This is a genomic window from Modicisalibacter sp. MOD 31.J, assembly GCF_020147985.1.
Classification (GTDB): Bacteria; Pseudomonadota; Gammaproteobacteria; order Pseudomonadales; family Halomonadaceae; genus Modicisalibacter; species Modicisalibacter coralii.
On sequence record NZ_JAGXFF010000005.1, the window covers coordinates 129,021 to 144,475 of the forward strand.

Genomic DNA, 15,455 nt, shown 5'->3' on the forward strand with positions numbered 1-15,455 from the left:
GCCGCAACCGGGTTGTCAGACGTAAAGGAAACACTGCACAAATGCCTGCACGGGCGAATCGCTGCGTTGCGCGGTGCTGGAACGCCAGCCCGGTCGGAATCCTCACATATACCCCATATGCTGCGGTTCCTGTGCGCCGGGCGCCTTGCGGCGTGGCGACGCCCGCTTCATCCCGCTCGCCTATTTGTTCAGCGCTTCCTGAAATCTCCAGCGCCAGTCGGGCGCCGCCGACCGGTCCTTGACCAGCCGGGCGTTGAGCATGTCCTTGTCGTGGGTGCGGATCAGCGCGCCGTCGGCATCCTGGCCCATGCCGCGCCAGCGGCGGATCAGCCGGTCGACCAGCACCGCGTCGGGGACGTCGATGAACAGCGTGCGGTCGAAGAAGGGGCGCAGTTCGCGCCAGGGCGATTCGTCGAGCAGCAGATAATTGCCCTCGACGAGCACCAGGCGATGTTCGGGGGCGATCAGCCGGGCCCCGGCCCGGGCCAGATCGAGCGGACGGTCGAACACCGGCACCGCCACCGGGCCATCGTCGCGCCGAAGCCGTTCCAGGTCGCGGGCCAGCCCGGCGACGTCGAAGGTCTCCGGGGCGCCCTTGATGTCGAGCTTGCCCTGCGGAACCAGCACCGCGTTGTCGAAGTGGTAGCCATCCATCGGCACCAGCGCGACGATGCCCGGGCTCAGGGCGTCGATACGCTCGCACAATCGCTCGGAGAGGGTCGACTTGCCGGCCGCCGGCGGCCCGGCGATGGCCACCAGGGTCCGCCGGCCGGGGGTCACCGCTCCCAGTACCTGCTCGGCCATGGCCGCCAGCGTCGGCGTCATGGGCAGGTCATCGAGCGCATCGGGCGTCGTCGTTCGCATCGGGTGTCACCTCACCGTCAACAGGCCGTGTAGCCGCCGTCGATCCGCAGATCGGCGCCATTGATCATCGCCGCCTCCCGCGAGGCCAGGAACATCACCCCGTGAGCGATCTCGGCCGGCGTGGCGAAGCGCCGGGTGGGGATCAGGGCCTTCATGCGTTCGCCCTTCTCGCCGGCCCAGCCGTAGCGCCCCAGCTCGGTGTCGACCACGGTCGGCGAGACGGCATTGACGGTGAGCCCACGCGGTCCCCATTCCAGTGCCAGGGTGCGGGTCAGGCCCAGCACCCCGGACTTGCTGGTGCAGTAGGCCAGGTGCCCCTCGAGCCCCACGCTGGCGGCCTGGGAGGCAAGATTGACGATGCGCCCGTAGCCCGCCGCCAGCATCCGCCGCCCCACCGCGCGGCAGCCGAAGAACACGCCGCGCAGGTTGACCGCCTGGGTGGCGTCCCACAGCGCGGTGTCCATCGCTTCGGCCGGCGCCAGCGGGCCGATGCCGGCGTTGTTGACCAGCACGTCGATACGCCCGAAGCGCGCGACGCCGCGTTCGACCAGCGCCTCGACGCCGGCCTCGTCGGTGATGTCGAGCACCGCCGTCAGTGTCTCGCCGCCCAGCCCCGCGGCCACGGTATCGACGGTGTCGCTCTTGTCGACGAGCACCAGCTTCGCACCGGCGGCGGCGAAGCGCTCGGCCAGTTCGCGACCGATGCCGTTGGCGGCGCCGGTGATCAGCACCACGCTGTCGTGAAAGTCGAATTGCACCTGGCTCATGACGTCATCCCCGGGGGTGGGTGTCGGGACGGCAGGCCCGCGCGTCATCGCGCAGCGCCGCGTCGAGGCGATCGTGGGCCGGCGCCCGCGGCTCGGCGACGAATTCGGCGAGCCGCTCTCCGGCGGCGATGTCGCCAGTGGACGTGGTGTCGGGCATGTCAGCTCATCCAGTTGCCACCGTCGACATTGAGGGTCTGCGCCACCACATAGTCGCTGTCGGCGCTGGCCAGGAACACCGCGGCCCCCACGTGATCCTCCGGGCGCCCCATGCGGCCGTAGGGCACCGCCTCGCCGACCAGACGCTTCTTCTCGCCCAGCGGGCGTCCCTCGTAGCGGGCGAACAGCGCGTCGACCTCCTCCCACATCGGCGTGTCGACCACCCCGGGGGCGATACCGTTGACGTTGATGCGATGCTTGATCAGGTCGAGCCCGCAGGACTGGGTGAGGCTGATCACCGCCGCCTTGGAGGCGCAGTACATGCTCACCAGCGCCTCGCCGCGCCGGCCGGCCTGGGAGGCCATGTTGATGATCTTGCCGCCCTCGCCGCGCTCGACCATGCGCGCCGCCACGGCCTGCAGGGTGAAGAAGGTGCCCTTGACGTTGACCCCGAACTGCTTGTCGTAGCTGGCCTCGCTGACCTCCAGCACCGGCGCCATGCCGAACACCGCGGCATTGTTGACCAGGATGTCGATGGGCCCCAGCGTCGCTTCGACGGCGTCGATCATCGCAGTACGCGAGGCGCCGTCACAGACGTCGAGCGCCACCGCCATCACCGCCGCCTCGCCGCCGCGGGCGGCGCGCAGATCGGCCACCGCCCGCTCGGCGGCGGCCAGGTCGATGTCGGCGATCGCCACCCGCGCGCCCTCTTCCAGATACCGGGTCGCGATGGCCAGACCGATGCCTCGCGCCCCGCCCGTCACCACTGCCGTACGCTTGTCGAGTTTCATGGGAGTTCCTTGTCGATGGTGGCGTCGTCACGCGCCGCGGCGTTGCCGCCAGCGCGCGACGCAGTCGCCGAGTTGCGTCATGTGCTCGAGCACGACCCAGGCGCCGGCCTCGCGCAGCCGCGTGGCGTGGCCGTCCTCGATATGGCTGGCCCCGGTGAAGCCGATCACCGTCATGCCCGCGGCGCAGGCGGCGCGCGTGCCGGAGACGCTGTCCTCCACCACCAGGCAGTCGTCGGGCGCGACGTCGAGGCTGCGCGCCGCCAGCAGGTAGACATCCGGCGCCGGCTTGGGCTTCGTCACCTGTTCGGCGGTGAACAGCGGCGCCTGATTCAACCGGGCATCGAGCCCGGTATTGGCGAGCGAGGCCAGCACTCGCCGCCGGCTGCTGTTGGAAACGATCGCCAGCGGCAGGTCGAGGCCATCGATCGCCTCGGCAACCCCGGCCATGGCCTCGAGCTCTTCGGCCAGGCGGGCCTCGATCGCCGCATCGATGCGCGCCAGGGCATCATCGGGCAGGCGGTGGGCACTGAGTCCCTGCAGGTGATCGAGAATCGCCGCGGTGGTCATGCCCAGCGCGTGGCGTACCTCGTCCTCGGCGGAGAGATCGGGCAACCAGGCGGAAAGCCGTTCGAGCAGCACCCCCTCGGCGATCGACTCGCTGTCGACCAGCACGCCGTCGCAATCGAAGATCAGCAGAGCCACGCGCGCCTCCTCAGCGGTCGTCACTGGCGGTCGAGGCGCGGTTCTCCTTGCGCTCGACGTTGACCAGCGGATGGCGCTCGAGACTGGCCAGGGCCAGGCCGTCTTCCGCGAACAGGTGCGCGCGGCCGGGCTCGAAGCCGAAGCGAATCGCGTCATGAACGCGATGGCGCACATCACCGTCGGTGACCAGGATCCACTCGTCGCCGTGACACTGCACATAGAGCGAGGTCACCCCGCCGAGACGCTCGATGACCACGATCTCGCCGCCCAGCGGGCCGTCGTCGTCGAGCATCAGGTGTTCGGGGCGAATGCCCAGGGTCAGGGTCGCACCGGGCCGGGCATTGCTGCCGTCCACCGGCACCCGGCACTCGCCGCCACCGGGCAGGCGCACCGCGACGCCGTCGGCGTTGGCGTCGAGCACCTCGACGTCGGTGAAGTTCATCTTCGGCGAGCCGATGAAGCCGGCGACGAAGCGGTTGCGCGGATGGTGGTAGAGCTCCATCGGCGAGCCGACCTGTTCGACGATGCCCCCCTGCAGCACCACGATCTTGTCGGCCATGGTCATCGCCTCGATCTGGTCGTGGGTGACGTAGATCATGGTGGCGTCGAGCTCGTCGTGCAGACGCGCCAGCTCGATGCGCATCTGCACGCGCAGCGCGGCGTCGAGGTTCGACAGCGGTTCGTCGAACAGGAAGATGCTGGGGTTGCGCACGATCGCCCGGCCGATCGCCACGCGCTGACGCTGGCCGCCGGAGAGCGCCTTGGGCTTGCGGTCGAGCAGGGGCTCGAGCTGCAGGATGCGCGCCGCCTCGAGCACCTTCTGGCGGCGTTGCTCCTTGGCCACGCCGGCCAGGCGCAGGCTGAAGCCCATGTTGTCCTCGACGGTCATGTGCGGGTAGAGCGCATAGCTCTGGAAGACCATCGCCAGGCCGCGCTCGGCCGGGCCGACCTCGTTGATGCGCTGGCCGTCGACCTTGATGTCGCCGCTGGAGGCGCTCTCCAGCCCGGCGATCATGCGCAGCAGGGTCGACTTGCCGCAGCCGGAGGGGCCGACGAAGACCACGAATTCGCGGTCCTTGACCTCCAGGTCGACCCCCTTGATCACCTGGGTGTCACCGAATTCCTTGACGATGTTGTTGAGTTCGAGCGTTGCCATGGTGAATTCCTTATTTGACGGCGCCGAAGGTCAGGCCGCGAACCATCTGTTTCTGGGTCATCCAACCCAGGATCAGGATCGGCGCGATGGCCATCGTCGAGGCGGCGGAGAGCTTGGCCCAGAACAGCCCTTCGGGGCTCGAGAACGAGGCGATGAAGGCGGTCAGCGGGGCCGCGTCGGAGGTGGTGAGGTTGAGACTCCAGAACGCCTCGTTCCAGCTCAGGATCACCGACAGCAACCCGGTGGAGGCGATCCCCGGCAGGGTCAGCGGCACCAGCAGGTAGAGCACCTCCTGCAGGGTGCCGGCGCCGTCCATGCGGCCCGCCTCGAGGATGTCCTTGGGCACGTCCTTGAAGAAGGTGTAGAGCATCCACACCACGATCGGCAGGTTCATCAGCATGTAGACGATGGTCAGCCCGGTCAGGCTGTCGAGCAGCCCCAGATCGCGGAAGATCAGATAGATCGGCATCAGCACGCCCACCGGCGGCAGCATCTTGGTGGAGAGCATCCACAGCAGCGTGCCGCGGGTGCGCGGCGTGGGCAGAAACGCCATCGAGTAGGCCGCCGGCACCGCCACCAGCAGCGCCAGCAGCGTCGAGCCGACCGACACGATCACGCTGTTGATGGCGAACTTGACGTAGTCGGCCCGCGCCATGACCTCGTGATAGCCGACCAGCGTCGGATCGAAGAACAGGCTGGGCGGCGTGGCCACCGCCTCGCCCTCGGTCTTGAAGCCGGTGAGGATCATCCAGAAGATCGGGAAGAACACCACCAAGGCGATGAACCAGGCCAGCAGCGTGAGGATGAGTTTCTTGGAGAGCGTCTGATTCATGGTCCACCTCAGGTCTCGAGATTCTTGGCCACGGTGCGGACCAGGAAGATCGCCACGATGTTGGCCAGGACGATGGCGATCACCCCGCCGGCGGACGCCCCACCGACATCGAAGTCGAGCAGCGCACGGATGTAGATCAGGTAGGCCAGGTTGGTCGAGGCCAGCCCCGGGCCGCCCGAGGTGGTGACGAAGATCTCGGCGAAGATCGTCAGCAGGAAGATCATCTCGATCATGATCACCACGCTGATCGCCCGTTTCAGGTGCGGCAGGGTGATGAACCAGAAGATCGCGATGGGCCCCGCGCCATCCATGCGCGCCGCCTCGACCTGGTCATCGTCGAGGGACTGGATGGCGGTGAGCAGGATCAGCAGCGCGAAGGGCAGCCACTCCCACGAGACGATGATCACGATCGAGGTCAGCGGCAGCGACGAGAACCAGTCCACCGCCTGGAAACCGAACAGATTGAACAGCCACGCCAGCACCCCGTTGACCGGGTGCATCATCATGTTCTTCCAGATCAGCGCACTGACCGTGGGCATGACGAAGAACGGCGCGATCACCAGCAGCCGGGCGATGCCGCGGCCGAAGAACTCCTGCTGGAAGAGCACCGCCAGCAGCGTGCCGCCGACCACGGTGATCGCCAGCACCCAGCCGACCAGCAGCAGGGTATTGCCCATCGCCGTCCACAGGGCCGGATCGGTGAGCAGGTAGGTGTAGTTGTCGACCCCGGCGAAGCCGGAGATCATCGGATTGAGCAGGTTGTAACGCTGGAAGGAGAACCACAGGGTCATGCCCAACGGCACCAGCATCCACAGCAGCAGCATGGAAACCGCGGGCGCCTGGAGGAAGAACGTACGCATCCCTCCGACGGTGCGGCCGGAAGCTCTATCGCGCATGGCTGAGCCCACCTGGAAAGTCGTGACTGGGGAAAGCGGCCGGGGTCGGGGCCCCGGCCAAGAGCACGGCACGCTGGCCGTGCGATTGCCTGATCAGTAGTAACCGGCCTGGCGCATGGTGCGGTCGGCGGCACGCTGGGCGGCGCTCAGGGCGTCATCGACGCTGCGCTGCCCGGCCAGGGCGGCGGCGATCATCTGCCCCACCTGGGTACCGATGGCCTGGAATTCGGGGATGTCGGCGTACTGCACCCCGGTATAGGGCACCGGCTTGGCGCTCGGGTCGGTGGGGTCGGCGGTCTGGATCGCCTTGAGCACGAAGTCGGCGAACGGCGCGGCTTCCTGGTAGTTGGCGTTCTGATAGGTGGACTCGCGGGTACCCGGGGGAACGCTGGTCCAGCCTTTCTTCTCGCCGACCAGTTTCACGTAGTCCTTGGAGGTCGCCCAGGTGATGAAGGTCTGCGCGGCATCCTTGGCGTTGGACGACTGGGGAATCGCCAGTGCCCAGGACCACAGCCAGTGCGAGCCCTTGGGCGTCTCGGCGACCGGCGCCGGGGCGAAGCCCAGCTCGTCGGCGACCTGGGACTCGTCGGGATTGTAGATGCGCCCGGCGGCGGAGGTGGCGTCGACCCACATGCCGCACTTGCCGCTGGAGAACAGCGCCTGGTTCTCGTTGAAGCCGTTGGAGGTCGCCCCCGGCGGACCGTACTTGTTCATCAGGTCGACGTAGAAGTCGATCGCCTGGTGCCAGGCCGGTGAGTCGATCTCGGGATGCCAGTCCTCGTCGAACCAGCGTCCGCCGTAGGTGTTCACCAGGGTCGACAGGAAGGCCATGTTCTCGCCCCAGCCGGGCTTGCCGCGCAGGCAGATGCCGTAGACGCCGTTGTCGGGATCGTTGACCTTGCTCGCCCAGTCGCGGACCTCCTTCCAGGTCGGCTGCTCGGGCATGGTGATGCCGGCCTTGTCGAACAGATCCTTGCGGTAGTACATCATCGAGCTTTCGCCGTAGAACGGCAGCGCGTAGAGCGACCCGTCGTGGCTCAGGCCGTCGCGGATCGGCTTGAGCAGATCGTTCTCGTCGTAATCCTCGGGCAGGTCGTCGAGCGAGGTCAGCCAGCCCTGCTTGGCCCAGATGGGTACCTCGTAGGTGCCGATGGTCATCACGTCGAACTGCCCGCCGTTGGTGGCGATATCGGTGGTCAGGCGCTGACGCAGCACGTTCTCCTCGAGGACCACCCAATCGAGCTTGATGTCGGGATGGGCCTTCTCGAATTCGTCGGTCAAACCCTGCATGATGATCATGTCGTTGTTGTTCACCGTCGCCACGGTGAGGGTCTCGGCGCTGGCAGAGACGGAGGCGAGAGCCAGGGCCCCGGCCAGCGGGATGGCGTGCTGTAACCGCATGTCGAGCTCCTTGGAGGAGATTGTTGGGTTTGTTTTGATCAATCTACTCAATGACCATTCAAATGATCATTTAGGGCCCCAAAAAAAGCAAACCGCGGCGCTTAGACTTTGGCCTAAGAGGATGCCTCCGCCTGCTCGACGATATAGCGCGCCGCCGCCTCGTCGGTCACCAGCCCCTTGAGCCAGCCGCCACGCAAGGCGGCGAGAATCGCCGGCCCCTTGTCGCGCCCGCCGGCCAGACCGACCAGCGTCTGTCCGGCGAGGCGGCGCAACGGCAGACTGGTGATCCGCCGGGTGAGCGGGCATTCGACGAGTTCGCCGGCGGCGTTCAGCGGCCAGCCCAGCAGTTCGCCCACCGCCCCGGCATCGAGCAGTTCCCGGAGCTCGGCCTCGCTGATGAAGTGATCCTGAAACAGCGTCGCCTGGGGGTCGATACGGCCGATACCGATGAACCCCGCCTCGGCTTCCATGGCCACGGCACTGACCGCCTGGACCAGATGCTGGGCGAGCAGCGCGTCCTTCTCGGCCACCGAGGCGGCGACCACCGGCGCCGGCAGCAGGAAGCGCTCGGCGCCGGTCTTGTCGGCGAGCACCATGACCCCGTCGTAGCGGTTGGCCGAGCCGTCGCGGGCGACGTTGCCCACCAGCGAGACGAAGCGATGCTGGGGGCGCTCCGTGCGGCTCAACGCCTCGACCGTGGCACGCACCACGCGGCCGGTCCCCAGCGACAGCGTCAAGGGCTCACTGCGGTCGATGTAGCGCGACAGCCGCTCGGCGCCGGCCAGGGCGAGAAAGGCCGAGCCGTTGTCCTGCGGCGCCGGATCGGAGGGCACCACGTCGCAGAAGCTCAGATCGAAACGCGACACCAGGGCTTCCCCCATGGCCATGCAGCCGGCGAGCGGATGATCGATGTGGACCTTGACCAGTCCCTCCTGGCGCGCCAGGGCCAGCAGGCGCTGGACCCCGGGGCGCGACACGCCGAGCTGACCGGCGATCTCGTCCTGGGTACGTCCGCCCACATAGGAGAGCCAGGCGGCCCGGGCCGCCTGATCGAGCTTGAGGTCGTACTTATCCATGGCGGGGTATTCTCGTCACTTGCCAAGGGGCCGATCATCGCAGCCGGCAAGAGCGGGCACAATACGCGGGCTCAGCGGTGGCGGGGCGAGGCCGGCGTGCCGCCGGGCAGACGCACGCGTGCCGCGAGCCCACCGAGCGCGGCGGTCTCGAGGTTCAGCGAACCGCCGTAGAGGGTCATCAGGTCCTCGACGATCGCCAGGCCCAGCCCCGAACCGGAGCGATGTTCATCGAGCCGGGCGCCGCGGGCGAGTGCCGCCTCGCGCTGCGCGGCGCTCATTCCCGGCCCGTCGTCCTCGATCAGCAGGCAAACGCCGTCGTCCTCGGCGTGCACCCTCAGCCGTACCCGCCGCTCGGCCCAGCGCATGGCGTTGTCGAGCAGGTTGCCGACCAGCTCCTGCAGGTCCTGGGGGTCCATGCGCACGGTCAGCTCGGGATCGAGTTCGCGCTCGAGGGCGATGCCGCGACGCCCCGCCAGCCGTGCCAGACCGTCGACCACCGGGGCGATCGCCTCGCCGATCCGCACCCGCCCGGTGAGCGTCGAGCCGCCCGCCGCCGACGCCCGGGCGAGATGGTGACGCACGGCCTCGTCGATGCGTCCGAGCTCGTCGCGTACCTGGCGACGCTGGGCCTCGGGCAGCCGGTCGGCGACGGTCTTGAGCACGCTGACCGGCGTCTTGAGCGCGTGGGCCAGGTTGCCGGCGGCGCTGCGGCCGCGTTCGATCAGGCCGCGGTCACGCTCGAGGACCTCGTTCATCGCCTCGGCGAGCTCGCTGAGTTCGCCGGGCAGGCGCGTGTCGAGCCGCTCCCCGGCCCCCGACTCGACCCGCTCCAGGTCGGCGTGCAGGCGTCGCAGCGGCGCCAGCCCCCAGCGGATCTGCAACGCCAGGCCGCCGATCAGCAGCCCGCCGAGGGTCAACAGCGACAGTCCCAGCAGCCATTCGAAGCGCGCCACCTCGGCGTCGAGTTCCTCGCGGGAGGCGGCGACGCTGACGTGCAGCCGCTGCGGGTGCCCGGGCAGGTGGACGTCGCGTTCGATCACCCGCAACGGTTCGCCGCGCGGACCGCTGATGTTGCGCACGCTGATGCCGTCGGCCATCGACACCGGCAGCCGCTGATCCCACAGCGAACGCGAGACCAGCGAGGTGCCCTGCCGGTCGGTGATCTGCCAGTACCAGCCCGAGAACACCCGCTGGAAGCGCGCGTCGCCCAGCGAGTGCGAGACCTGCAGGCGCTGCTCGGCGGGGTCGTAGTCGAGATCGGCCAGCACCACCTGCAACAGCGAGGAGAGTCGCTGGTCGAACGAGGCGGTGACCGATTCGCGGAAATTGTAGGCCAGGCCCAGTCCGGCCAGTGGCAGGATCACCACCACCAGGCCCAGCGCGGCGGCGAGCAGTCGCTGGCCCAGCGACCAGCCGGCGGGGCGCGACGCCAGGGCGCGCAGGCGCGAGCCGGCGGTTGCCGTCACGCACCATCCTCGGGCGCGACCACCCGATAGCCCTGCCCGCGCAGGGTCTCGATGCGCTCGCTGCCCAGCTTGCGCCGCAGGCGGCTGATCTGGACGTCGATGACGTTGGAATCGGGTTCGTGGTCGCGGTCGTAGACGTGCTCGGCGAGTTCGCCACGGCTGACGATACGCGGGGCGGCGTGCATCAGGTAGGCCAGCAGCCGCGATTCCTGGGCGGTCAGGGTCACCGGCCGACCGGCCACGCTGATGCTGCCGGCATGGGTGTCGTAGGTGAGTTCGCCGAGGGTCAGCACCGGATGGGCGTGGCCGTGGCTGCGGCGTACCAGGGCACGCAGGCGGAACAGCACCTCGGCGGTCTCGAACGGTTTGGTGACATAGTCGTCGGCCCCGGCGGAGAACCCCGCCGCCTTGTCCGACCAGCGCTCGCGGGCGGTGAGCACCAGTACCGGCAGGTCGATGGCGTCGTCGCGCCACTGCGCCAGCCAGCGGGTGCCGTCGCCGTCCGGCAGCCCCAGGTCGAGCACCACGGCATCGTAACGCTCGGTACGCACCAGAAAGTCGGCCTCACCGCCGCTCTCGGCGGTTTCGACCAGCAGCCCCGCGTCGCGCAGCGCCTCGCCGAGTGCCTCGGCCAGGGCCCGGTCGTCTTCTACCAGCAGTATCTTCATGATCGCGTCATCGTCGCTTCATCGCCTCGATATGGCTGCCTTGGCTGTCGAGCAGTTCACCGGTCGCGGCATCGAATTCGAACCGCACCACCTGCCCCTGAGGGCCGATCATCTCGACATCGTAGCGAGGCGCCCCCTGGTCGTCACTCTCGAGCTCGACCTCGAGAATCTGTCCCGTGTAGCGCTGCTGCAGCCAGTCGAGCACACTGGGCAACGCTACCAGACGCCCCTGGCGGACCGCCTCGTGGAGCTGCCGCCAGTCGTCGTCGGCCGCCACGGACGCCGAGGCCGTGACCAGCACCATGGCCAGCAGGACGGCCCGACAGCAAGGAAAGCGATAGTGTGCGTTCATGGCGCCAGCCTGCCAAAGGCTGCATGAATGCACCATGAACTGGCGTGCTGGCTTTCGGCGGGACGCGCCCCGGATGAACGCACCATGAACGACTTCTTCAGGTCGCAGCAAGGTGGCACGGCGTAAAACGGATGTCGAGAACCCGGACCGCGCGTCCGTCGACCAAGGAGAAGCGCCATGAAATCACTGCGTCTGATGATGGTCCCCGTCGCCTTTTCCGGCAGCCTGTCCAGCCTGGCATTCGCCGACGAAGGCAGTTTCGCGCCCGGCGAGCTGGATTCGCTGCTCGCCCAGGCCGATCGCCACGGCATCGCCGCCTATCGCCAGATCGCCGTCGACGATCGTGACCGGCGCGAGGGCGAAGGCTGGCGCGACGCGGGCTGGCAGGTCGATGTCGACCGGCTGCTGCGCGACGGCTCGCTCGCCTCCCCGAACGACGCGGCCGCCGATGGCCTGCACTGGCGACTGTCCGGCGCCGAGGTCACCCGGGCGCTGAACGACGCGCAACACGACGACGTGCAACGATTCGCGTCCCTCGCTGTCGATGACACAGGCCATGTCGACATCGATGACGCCGCCACTCACGTCATCTGACCCGTTCGACGACTTTACCGGTCACCGGAGTGAACCATGACTGATCATCACGACACCCTGCATGCCCGCGCCCGCCGTGAGAACGCCGCCTGGCAGGCGGCACGCGACTGGCAGCAGCGTGCCCGCCAGGCGCGCCCCTCCACGTCGGGGGGCGGCGTGAAACTCTTCTTCACCTGGCTGCTGTTCGGCACCCTGATGCTCGTGGGCACCGTGCTGGGGCTGTTCTTCCTGCTGGTCGGCTGGCTGATGATGCCCCTGCTGCGCCATCGCATGAAGAAGCGCATCGACGCGCTGCGCGCCGAGCGCGCCCAGGACGTCGGCGGCAATGCCGGCGGAGCGCACGCCGCGTCGCCCCGCTCGGGACCGGACGCGCGCCACGAGGTACTCGAGGGCGACTATCTGGACAAGGGCTGAGCCCCCCGGCCGCGTGGCGCTTAACCGCCGCGCGGCGCGTCGTCGGGTCCGGGCTCGGGGCGCGTGCCGCCCTCTTCCCGGCTTGCCGGCGGCGTTTCGTTACCGGACGCCGCGTCGGCATCGAGTTCCGGATAGTGGCGGGCCAGCACCTCGCGCAACGCCTGCACTTCCTCGCTGAGGGCGGCCATCTGCTGATTGAGATGACGGACCATCTCGCGGTCGGCGCGGTGCTGGCGGGATTCGCGCTCGCCCTGATCGGCGACGAACAGCGAGCTGATGTAGGCCGCGAAGCTACCGAACAGCCCCACCCCGCAGACCATCAGCAGCACCGCCACCACGCGCCCCGGCGTCGTCACCGGGTAGTAGTCGCCGTAGCCCACGGTGGTCACCGTGACGACCGCCCACCACAGCGCCTCCTCGGCGGTATCGATCGGGCTGTCGGGATCGGGACTTTCCACCAGCAGCATGACCAGTGCGCTGAAGGCCACCAGCAACACCGTCAGGGTGGCCGCCGAGGCCAGTACACCCTTGGCCTTGTTGCGGAAGATCAGCCGCCAGATCAGCTCCAGGGACTTGAGCGCCCGCAACAGACGAATCAACTGCACCACGCGGAAGGCCTTGGCCCCCATCAGCCAGCCCGCGGGGATGCTGGCCAGCAGATCGATCCAGCCCCAGCGCATGTAGTGCCACTTGTTCTTCGCCGCCCGAAAACGCAGGCAGAAGTCGATGAAGAAGCACACGCAGACCATCAGGTCGATGTATTGCAGCAGCCGCGACACTTCCGGCGACAGCGCGAAGAAGGTGTCGGCGATCAAGGCACCGAGCACGTAGAAGGACAGTACCAGGATGAAAAGCTGAAAGGGGGTGATGCGGTCTTCCATGGCACGATGCGGCGCGGTACGCGTCTCCGGCTGGGGGCGGGTCGAAGCGTGTCAGGATACGCGCGGGAAGACGCTCTGGCGAGCCCGAGGCCCCGCGAGGGCGTGACGCCGCGCCGCGGGGCGCTCGCCAGCCCCGCCGCAGCCGGGCATGGACGGGCAGGCCCGGGGGGATTACTCGAGGGCTTCGTAGGGCAGGCCCACGTAGTTCTCGGCGATGGTGGTGAGCCCGGCCCGGGAACTGGTGTAGTAGTCGAGCTCGGCCTGCTGGATGCGCCGCGTGAAGTCTTCGTCGTCGGAGAACTTGTGCAGGTTGGAGGTCATCCACCAGGAAAAGCGTTCGGCCTTCCAGATACGCCGCAGGCAGACCTCGGAGTAGCGGGCGATCAGATCGTCCCGGCCGTCACGATAGACCCCGACCAGCAAGCGATAGAGCGTGTTGACGTCGCTGGCGGCCAGATTGAGGCCCTTGGCGCCGGTGGGCGGCACGATGTGCGCGGCGTCGCCGACCAGGAACAAGCGACCATGCTGCATCGGCTCGGCGACGAAGCTTCTCAGCGGCGCGATGCTCTTCTCCAGCGACTCGCCGGTCACCAGCTTCGCGGCGACGTCCTCCGGCAAGCGCGCCGCGAGTTCCTCCCAGAAACGCGCATCCGACCAGTCCTCGACCTTCTCGTCGGCCCCGACCTGCACGTAATAGCGGCTGCGGGTCTTCGAACGCATGCTGCACAGCGCGAAACCACGGGCATGACTGGCATAGATCAGTTCGTCGGAAACCGGCGGGGTGTCGGCGAGCAGCCCCAGCCAGCCGAACGGATAGACCCGTTCGAAGGTCTTGAGACGATCCTCGGGGATCGAGCGACGCGAGACCCCGTGATAGCCGTCGCAGCCGGCCACGTAGTCGCAGTCGAGGCGCAGCGTCTCACCGTTCTTCTCGAAGGTGACGTAGGGGTGGTCGGTCTCCAGGTCGTGGGGCTGGACGTCGTCGACTTCGTAGAGGGTCGTCGCGCCGGCCTCGCGACGCGCCGCCATCAGATCGCGGGTGACCTCGGTCTGGCCGTAGACCATGACGCGCTTGCCGCCGGTGAGTTCGGCGAGGTCGACACGCACGCGGCGGTTGTCGAAGGCCAGCTCGAAGCCGTCGTGGGGCAGCCCTTCGGCGTCCATGCGTTCATCGACGCCGGCTTCGCGCAGCAGGTCGACCATCCCCTGCTCGAGCACCCCGGCACGGATGCGGCTGAGCACGTACTCGCCGCTGCGTCGTTCGAGAATCACGTTGTCGATGCCCTGCCGGTGCAGCAGTTGGCCCAGCAGCAGGCCGGAGGGGCCGGCCCCGATGATCGCCACTTGTGTCTTCATGGTTATTGCCTCTTGGGTCCGGGCAGCAAGCCACCCGTCGTCACGGGAATCGATGAGTTGTATTTTTCATCGATTCCAGACGCCATTTAAGGCAAAATCGATAGACAGGGTTGGACATTTTCAAGAACCACCCCTGACTTTGGTCGACCTTCCAAACCCACGCCGGGGACGCGCATGCCAGAACGTCGCCAGGACCGCATCCCGGTCTTCCAGCTCTATGGCGAAACCGGCCACTGGCCGACACCGGACCTGCTGCACTGCGAGTCGATCGCCGCCCGCAGCCGCCTGCACGACTGGCATATCAAGCCCCACCGCCATGCCGACCTGCTGCATCTGCTGCACATCCGCAGCGGCCGGGTCCACCTGAGCCTGGAGGGTAACGAGCGCCATCTCGAAGGGCCGCTGGTGATCGTCGTCCCGGCGGTGACGATCCATGGATTCCACTTCTCGACCGACATCGACGGGCACATCATCAGCCTCGCCAAGCCGCTCGCCAGCCACCTCCACGAGCGTCTCGCGGCACTCGGCGAGGTGTTGAACCGGCCGGCACACTACCCGCTCGCCGAGCAGCCCGAGGCAGTGACGATCGACACCCTGGTGGGGCAGGTCGAGCGCGAGTATCACCGCCCCGCGCCCGGCCGCGAACCGTTGCTGCACGCGCTGGTCCAGGCCCTGGCGGTGCAGATCGCGCGGCGTGCCGAACGTCGCCGGCCACGCCGCGCACCGAGCCACGATCGCGGTCAGGCTCACCTCGAACACTTCCTGGCGCTGATCGACGACCACTACACCGAACAGCCCAGCATCGAGTCCCTCGCCGCCCGGATCGGCGTGACCAGCGCCCATCTCAATACCCTGTGCCGGCGCCTGGCCGGTCGCAGCGCCCTGCAGCTGCTGCACGAGCGACTGCTGCTCGAGGCCAAGCGCCAGCTCACCTACACCAACATGACCGTGGGTCAGATCGCCGACATGCTGGGCTTCTCCGAACCGGCCTATTTCACGCGCTTCTTCAAGCGCCTGAGCGGGCAATCGCCCAAGGCATTCCGGCTCTCGCGCTGACCCCGGGCCTTGTACGAGAACCGCCTT

At 68.1% G+C, this 15,455-nt stretch carries 18 protein-coding genes; 3 read left to right on the forward strand and 15 right to left on the reverse strand.

Annotation, left to right across the window (positions count from 1 at the left end; translation table 11 throughout):
* Positions 1 to 180: 180 nt before the first annotated feature.
* From KGR00_RS17345 to KGR00_RS17405, 13 genes are all read right to left on the reverse strand, one after another.
* Positions 181 to 864, reverse strand: coding sequence for a nucleoside triphosphate hydrolase (locus tag KGR00_RS17345; RefSeq protein ID WP_224418934.1), 684 nt, complete (start codon positions 862 to 864; stop codon positions 181 to 183).
* A 17-nt stretch (positions 865 to 881) separates the two neighbouring features.
* On the reverse strand, positions 882 to 1,631 hold the full coding sequence (locus KGR00_RS17350; RefSeq protein WP_224418933.1) for a GolD/DthD family dehydrogenase: 750 nt from the start codon (positions 1,629 to 1,631) through the stop codon (positions 882 to 884).
* Positions 1,632 to 1,635: 4 nt separating this feature from the next.
* Complete coding sequence (locus KGR00_RS17355) at positions 1,636 to 1,788, reverse strand: hypothetical protein (RefSeq protein WP_224418932.1); 153 nt, start codon at positions 1,786 to 1,788, stop codon at positions 1,636 to 1,638.
* A gap of 1 nt (position 1,789) precedes the next feature.
* Positions 1,790 to 2,578: an L-iditol 2-dehydrogenase gene (locus KGR00_RS17360; protein WP_224418931.1), complete on the reverse strand. Its 789-nt coding sequence runs from the start codon at positions 2,576 to 2,578 to the stop codon at positions 1,790 to 1,792.
* A 27-nt stretch (positions 2,579 to 2,605) separates the two neighbouring features.
* Entirely contained in the window at positions 2,606 to 3,280 is a 675-nt protein-coding gene (locus KGR00_RS17365) for an HAD-IA family hydrolase (RefSeq protein ID WP_224418930.1), read from the reverse strand.
* A gap of 10 nt (positions 3,281 to 3,290) precedes the next feature.
* The gene (ugpC, locus tag KGR00_RS17370) at positions 3,291 to 4,436 is read right to left on the reverse strand and encodes a sn-glycerol-3-phosphate ABC transporter ATP-binding protein UgpC (protein WP_129140624.1); all 1,146 of its coding nucleotides are present in this window, start codon (positions 4,434 to 4,436) and stop codon (positions 3,291 to 3,293) included.
* A gap of 10 nt (positions 4,437 to 4,446) precedes the next feature.
* The gene (locus tag KGR00_RS17375; protein ID WP_129140623.1) at positions 4,447 to 5,268 is read right to left on the reverse strand and encodes a carbohydrate ABC transporter permease; all 822 of its coding nucleotides are present in this window, start codon (positions 5,266 to 5,268) and stop codon (positions 4,447 to 4,449) included.
* Between the two features lie 8 nt (positions 5,269 to 5,276).
* On the reverse strand, positions 5,277 to 6,164 hold the full coding sequence (locus KGR00_RS17380; protein WP_129140622.1) for a sugar ABC transporter permease: 888 nt from the start codon (positions 6,162 to 6,164) through the stop codon (positions 5,277 to 5,279).
* A gap of 93 nt (positions 6,165 to 6,257) precedes the next feature.
* Entirely contained in the window at positions 6,258 to 7,565 is a 1,308-nt protein-coding gene (locus KGR00_RS17385) for a sugar ABC transporter substrate-binding protein (protein ID WP_224418929.1), read from the reverse strand.
* Positions 7,566 to 7,678: 113 nt separating this feature from the next.
* Complete coding sequence (locus KGR00_RS17390) at positions 7,679 to 8,641, reverse strand: sugar-binding transcriptional regulator (protein WP_224418928.1); 963 nt, start codon at positions 8,639 to 8,641, stop codon at positions 7,679 to 7,681.
* Between the two features lie 71 nt (positions 8,642 to 8,712).
* On the reverse strand, positions 8,713 to 10,107 hold the full coding sequence (locus KGR00_RS17395; RefSeq protein WP_224418927.1) for a HAMP domain-containing sensor histidine kinase: 1,395 nt from the start codon (positions 10,105 to 10,107) through the stop codon (positions 8,713 to 8,715).
* Positions 10,104 to 10,775, reverse strand: a complete 672-nt coding sequence (locus KGR00_RS17400) for a response regulator transcription factor (RefSeq protein ID WP_129140619.1) — start codon at positions 10,773 to 10,775, stop codon at positions 10,104 to 10,106. Before KGR00_RS17400 ends, KGR00_RS17395 begins: the two co-directional genes overlap by 4 nt.
* Before the next feature lie 7 nt (positions 10,776 to 10,782).
* Complete coding sequence (locus tag KGR00_RS17405) at positions 10,783 to 11,127, reverse strand: PepSY domain-containing protein (protein ID WP_224418926.1); 345 nt, start codon at positions 11,125 to 11,127, stop codon at positions 10,783 to 10,785.
* Between the two features lie 177 nt (positions 11,128 to 11,304).
* On the opposite strand from KGR00_RS17405, the gene KGR00_RS17410 reads away from it, so the two are divergent.
* Both KGR00_RS17410 and KGR00_RS17415 read left to right on the forward strand, forming a co-directional pair.
* A complete protein-coding gene (locus KGR00_RS17410) occupies positions 11,305 to 11,721 on the forward strand; it encodes a hypothetical protein (protein WP_129140617.1) in 417 nt (138 codons plus the stop codon).
* A 36-nt stretch (positions 11,722 to 11,757) separates the two neighbouring features.
* A complete protein-coding gene (locus KGR00_RS17415) occupies positions 11,758 to 12,135 on the forward strand; it encodes a hypothetical protein (RefSeq protein ID WP_224418925.1) in 378 nt (125 codons plus the stop codon).
* Positions 12,136 to 12,155: 20 nt separating this feature from the next.
* Here the strand turns inward: KGR00_RS17415 and KGR00_RS17420 are convergent, their stop codons facing one another.
* Together KGR00_RS17420 and pobA are read right to left on the reverse strand one after the other, a co-directional pair.
* Positions 12,156 to 13,016 carry an ion transporter gene (locus KGR00_RS17420; protein ID WP_224418924.1) on the reverse strand — a complete coding sequence of 287 codons (861 nt, stop codon included), beginning with the start codon at positions 13,014 to 13,016 and terminating at the stop codon, positions 12,156 to 12,158.
* A 171-nt stretch (positions 13,017 to 13,187) separates the two neighbouring features.
* On the reverse strand, positions 13,188 to 14,372 hold the full coding sequence (pobA, locus tag KGR00_RS17425; RefSeq protein WP_129140614.1) for a 4-hydroxybenzoate 3-monooxygenase: 1,185 nt from the start codon (positions 14,370 to 14,372) through the stop codon (positions 13,188 to 13,190).
* A gap of 174 nt (positions 14,373 to 14,546) precedes the next feature.
* Between pobA and KGR00_RS17430 the strand changes: the two genes are divergently transcribed.
* Positions 14,547 to 15,428, forward strand: coding sequence for a helix-turn-helix domain-containing protein (locus KGR00_RS17430; RefSeq protein WP_224418923.1), 882 nt, complete (start codon positions 14,547 to 14,549; stop codon positions 15,426 to 15,428).
* Positions 15,429 to 15,455: the final 27 nt, after the last annotated feature.

What these genes read in the sequence shown, in the direction of transcription:
- KGR00_RS17385 (WP_224418929.1), bottom strand. Translation starts at nt 7,565, where the DNA reads ATGCGGTTACAGCACGCCATCCCGCTGGCCGGGGCCCTGGCTCTCGCC.
- KGR00_RS17410 (WP_129140617.1), top strand. Translation starts at nt 11,305, where the DNA reads ATGAAATCACTGCGTCTGATGATGGTCCCCGTCGCCTTTTCCGGCAGC.
- KGR00_RS17390 (WP_224418928.1), bottom strand. Translation starts at nt 8,641, where the DNA reads ATGGATAAGTACGACCTCAAGCTCGATCAGGCGGCCCGGGCCGCCTGG.
- KGR00_RS17400 (WP_129140619.1), bottom strand. Translation starts at nt 10,775, where the DNA reads ATGAAGATACTGCTGGTAGAAGACGACCGGGCCCTGGCCGAGGCACTC.
- pobA (WP_129140614.1), bottom strand. Translation starts at nt 14,372, where the DNA reads ATGAAGACACAAGTGGCGATCATCGGGGCCGGCCCCTCCGGCCTGCTG.
- KGR00_RS17345 (WP_224418934.1), bottom strand. Translation starts at nt 864, where the DNA reads ATGCGAACGACGACGCCCGATGCGCTCGATGACCTGCCCATGACGCCG.
- KGR00_RS17355 (WP_224418932.1), bottom strand. Translation starts at nt 1,788, where the DNA reads ATGCCCGACACCACGTCCACTGGCGACATCGCCGCCGGAGAGCGGCTC.
- ugpC (WP_129140624.1), bottom strand. Translation starts at nt 4,436, where the DNA reads ATGGCAACGCTCGAACTCAACAACATCGTCAAGGAATTCGGTGACACC.
- KGR00_RS17405 (WP_224418926.1), bottom strand. Translation starts at nt 11,127, where the DNA reads ATGAACGCACACTATCGCTTTCCTTGCTGTCGGGCCGTCCTGCTGGCC.
- KGR00_RS17375 (WP_129140623.1), bottom strand. Translation starts at nt 5,268, where the DNA reads ATGAATCAGACGCTCTCCAAGAAACTCATCCTCACGCTGCTGGCCTGG.
- KGR00_RS17420 (WP_224418924.1), bottom strand. Translation starts at nt 13,016, where the DNA reads ATGGAAGACCGCATCACCCCCTTTCAGCTTTTCATCCTGGTACTGTCC.
- KGR00_RS17430 (WP_224418923.1), top strand. Translation starts at nt 14,547, where the DNA reads ATGCCAGAACGTCGCCAGGACCGCATCCCGGTCTTCCAGCTCTATGGC.
- KGR00_RS17350 (WP_224418933.1), bottom strand. Translation starts at nt 1,631, where the DNA reads ATGAGCCAGGTGCAATTCGACTTTCACGACAGCGTGGTGCTGATCACC.
- KGR00_RS17380 (WP_129140622.1), bottom strand. Translation starts at nt 6,164, where the DNA reads ATGCGCGATAGAGCTTCCGGCCGCACCGTCGGAGGGATGCGTACGTTC.
- KGR00_RS17415 (WP_224418925.1), top strand. Translation starts at nt 11,758, where the DNA reads ATGACTGATCATCACGACACCCTGCATGCCCGCGCCCGCCGTGAGAAC.
- KGR00_RS17360 (WP_224418931.1), bottom strand. Translation starts at nt 2,578, where the DNA reads ATGAAACTCGACAAGCGTACGGCAGTGGTGACGGGCGGGGCGCGAGGC.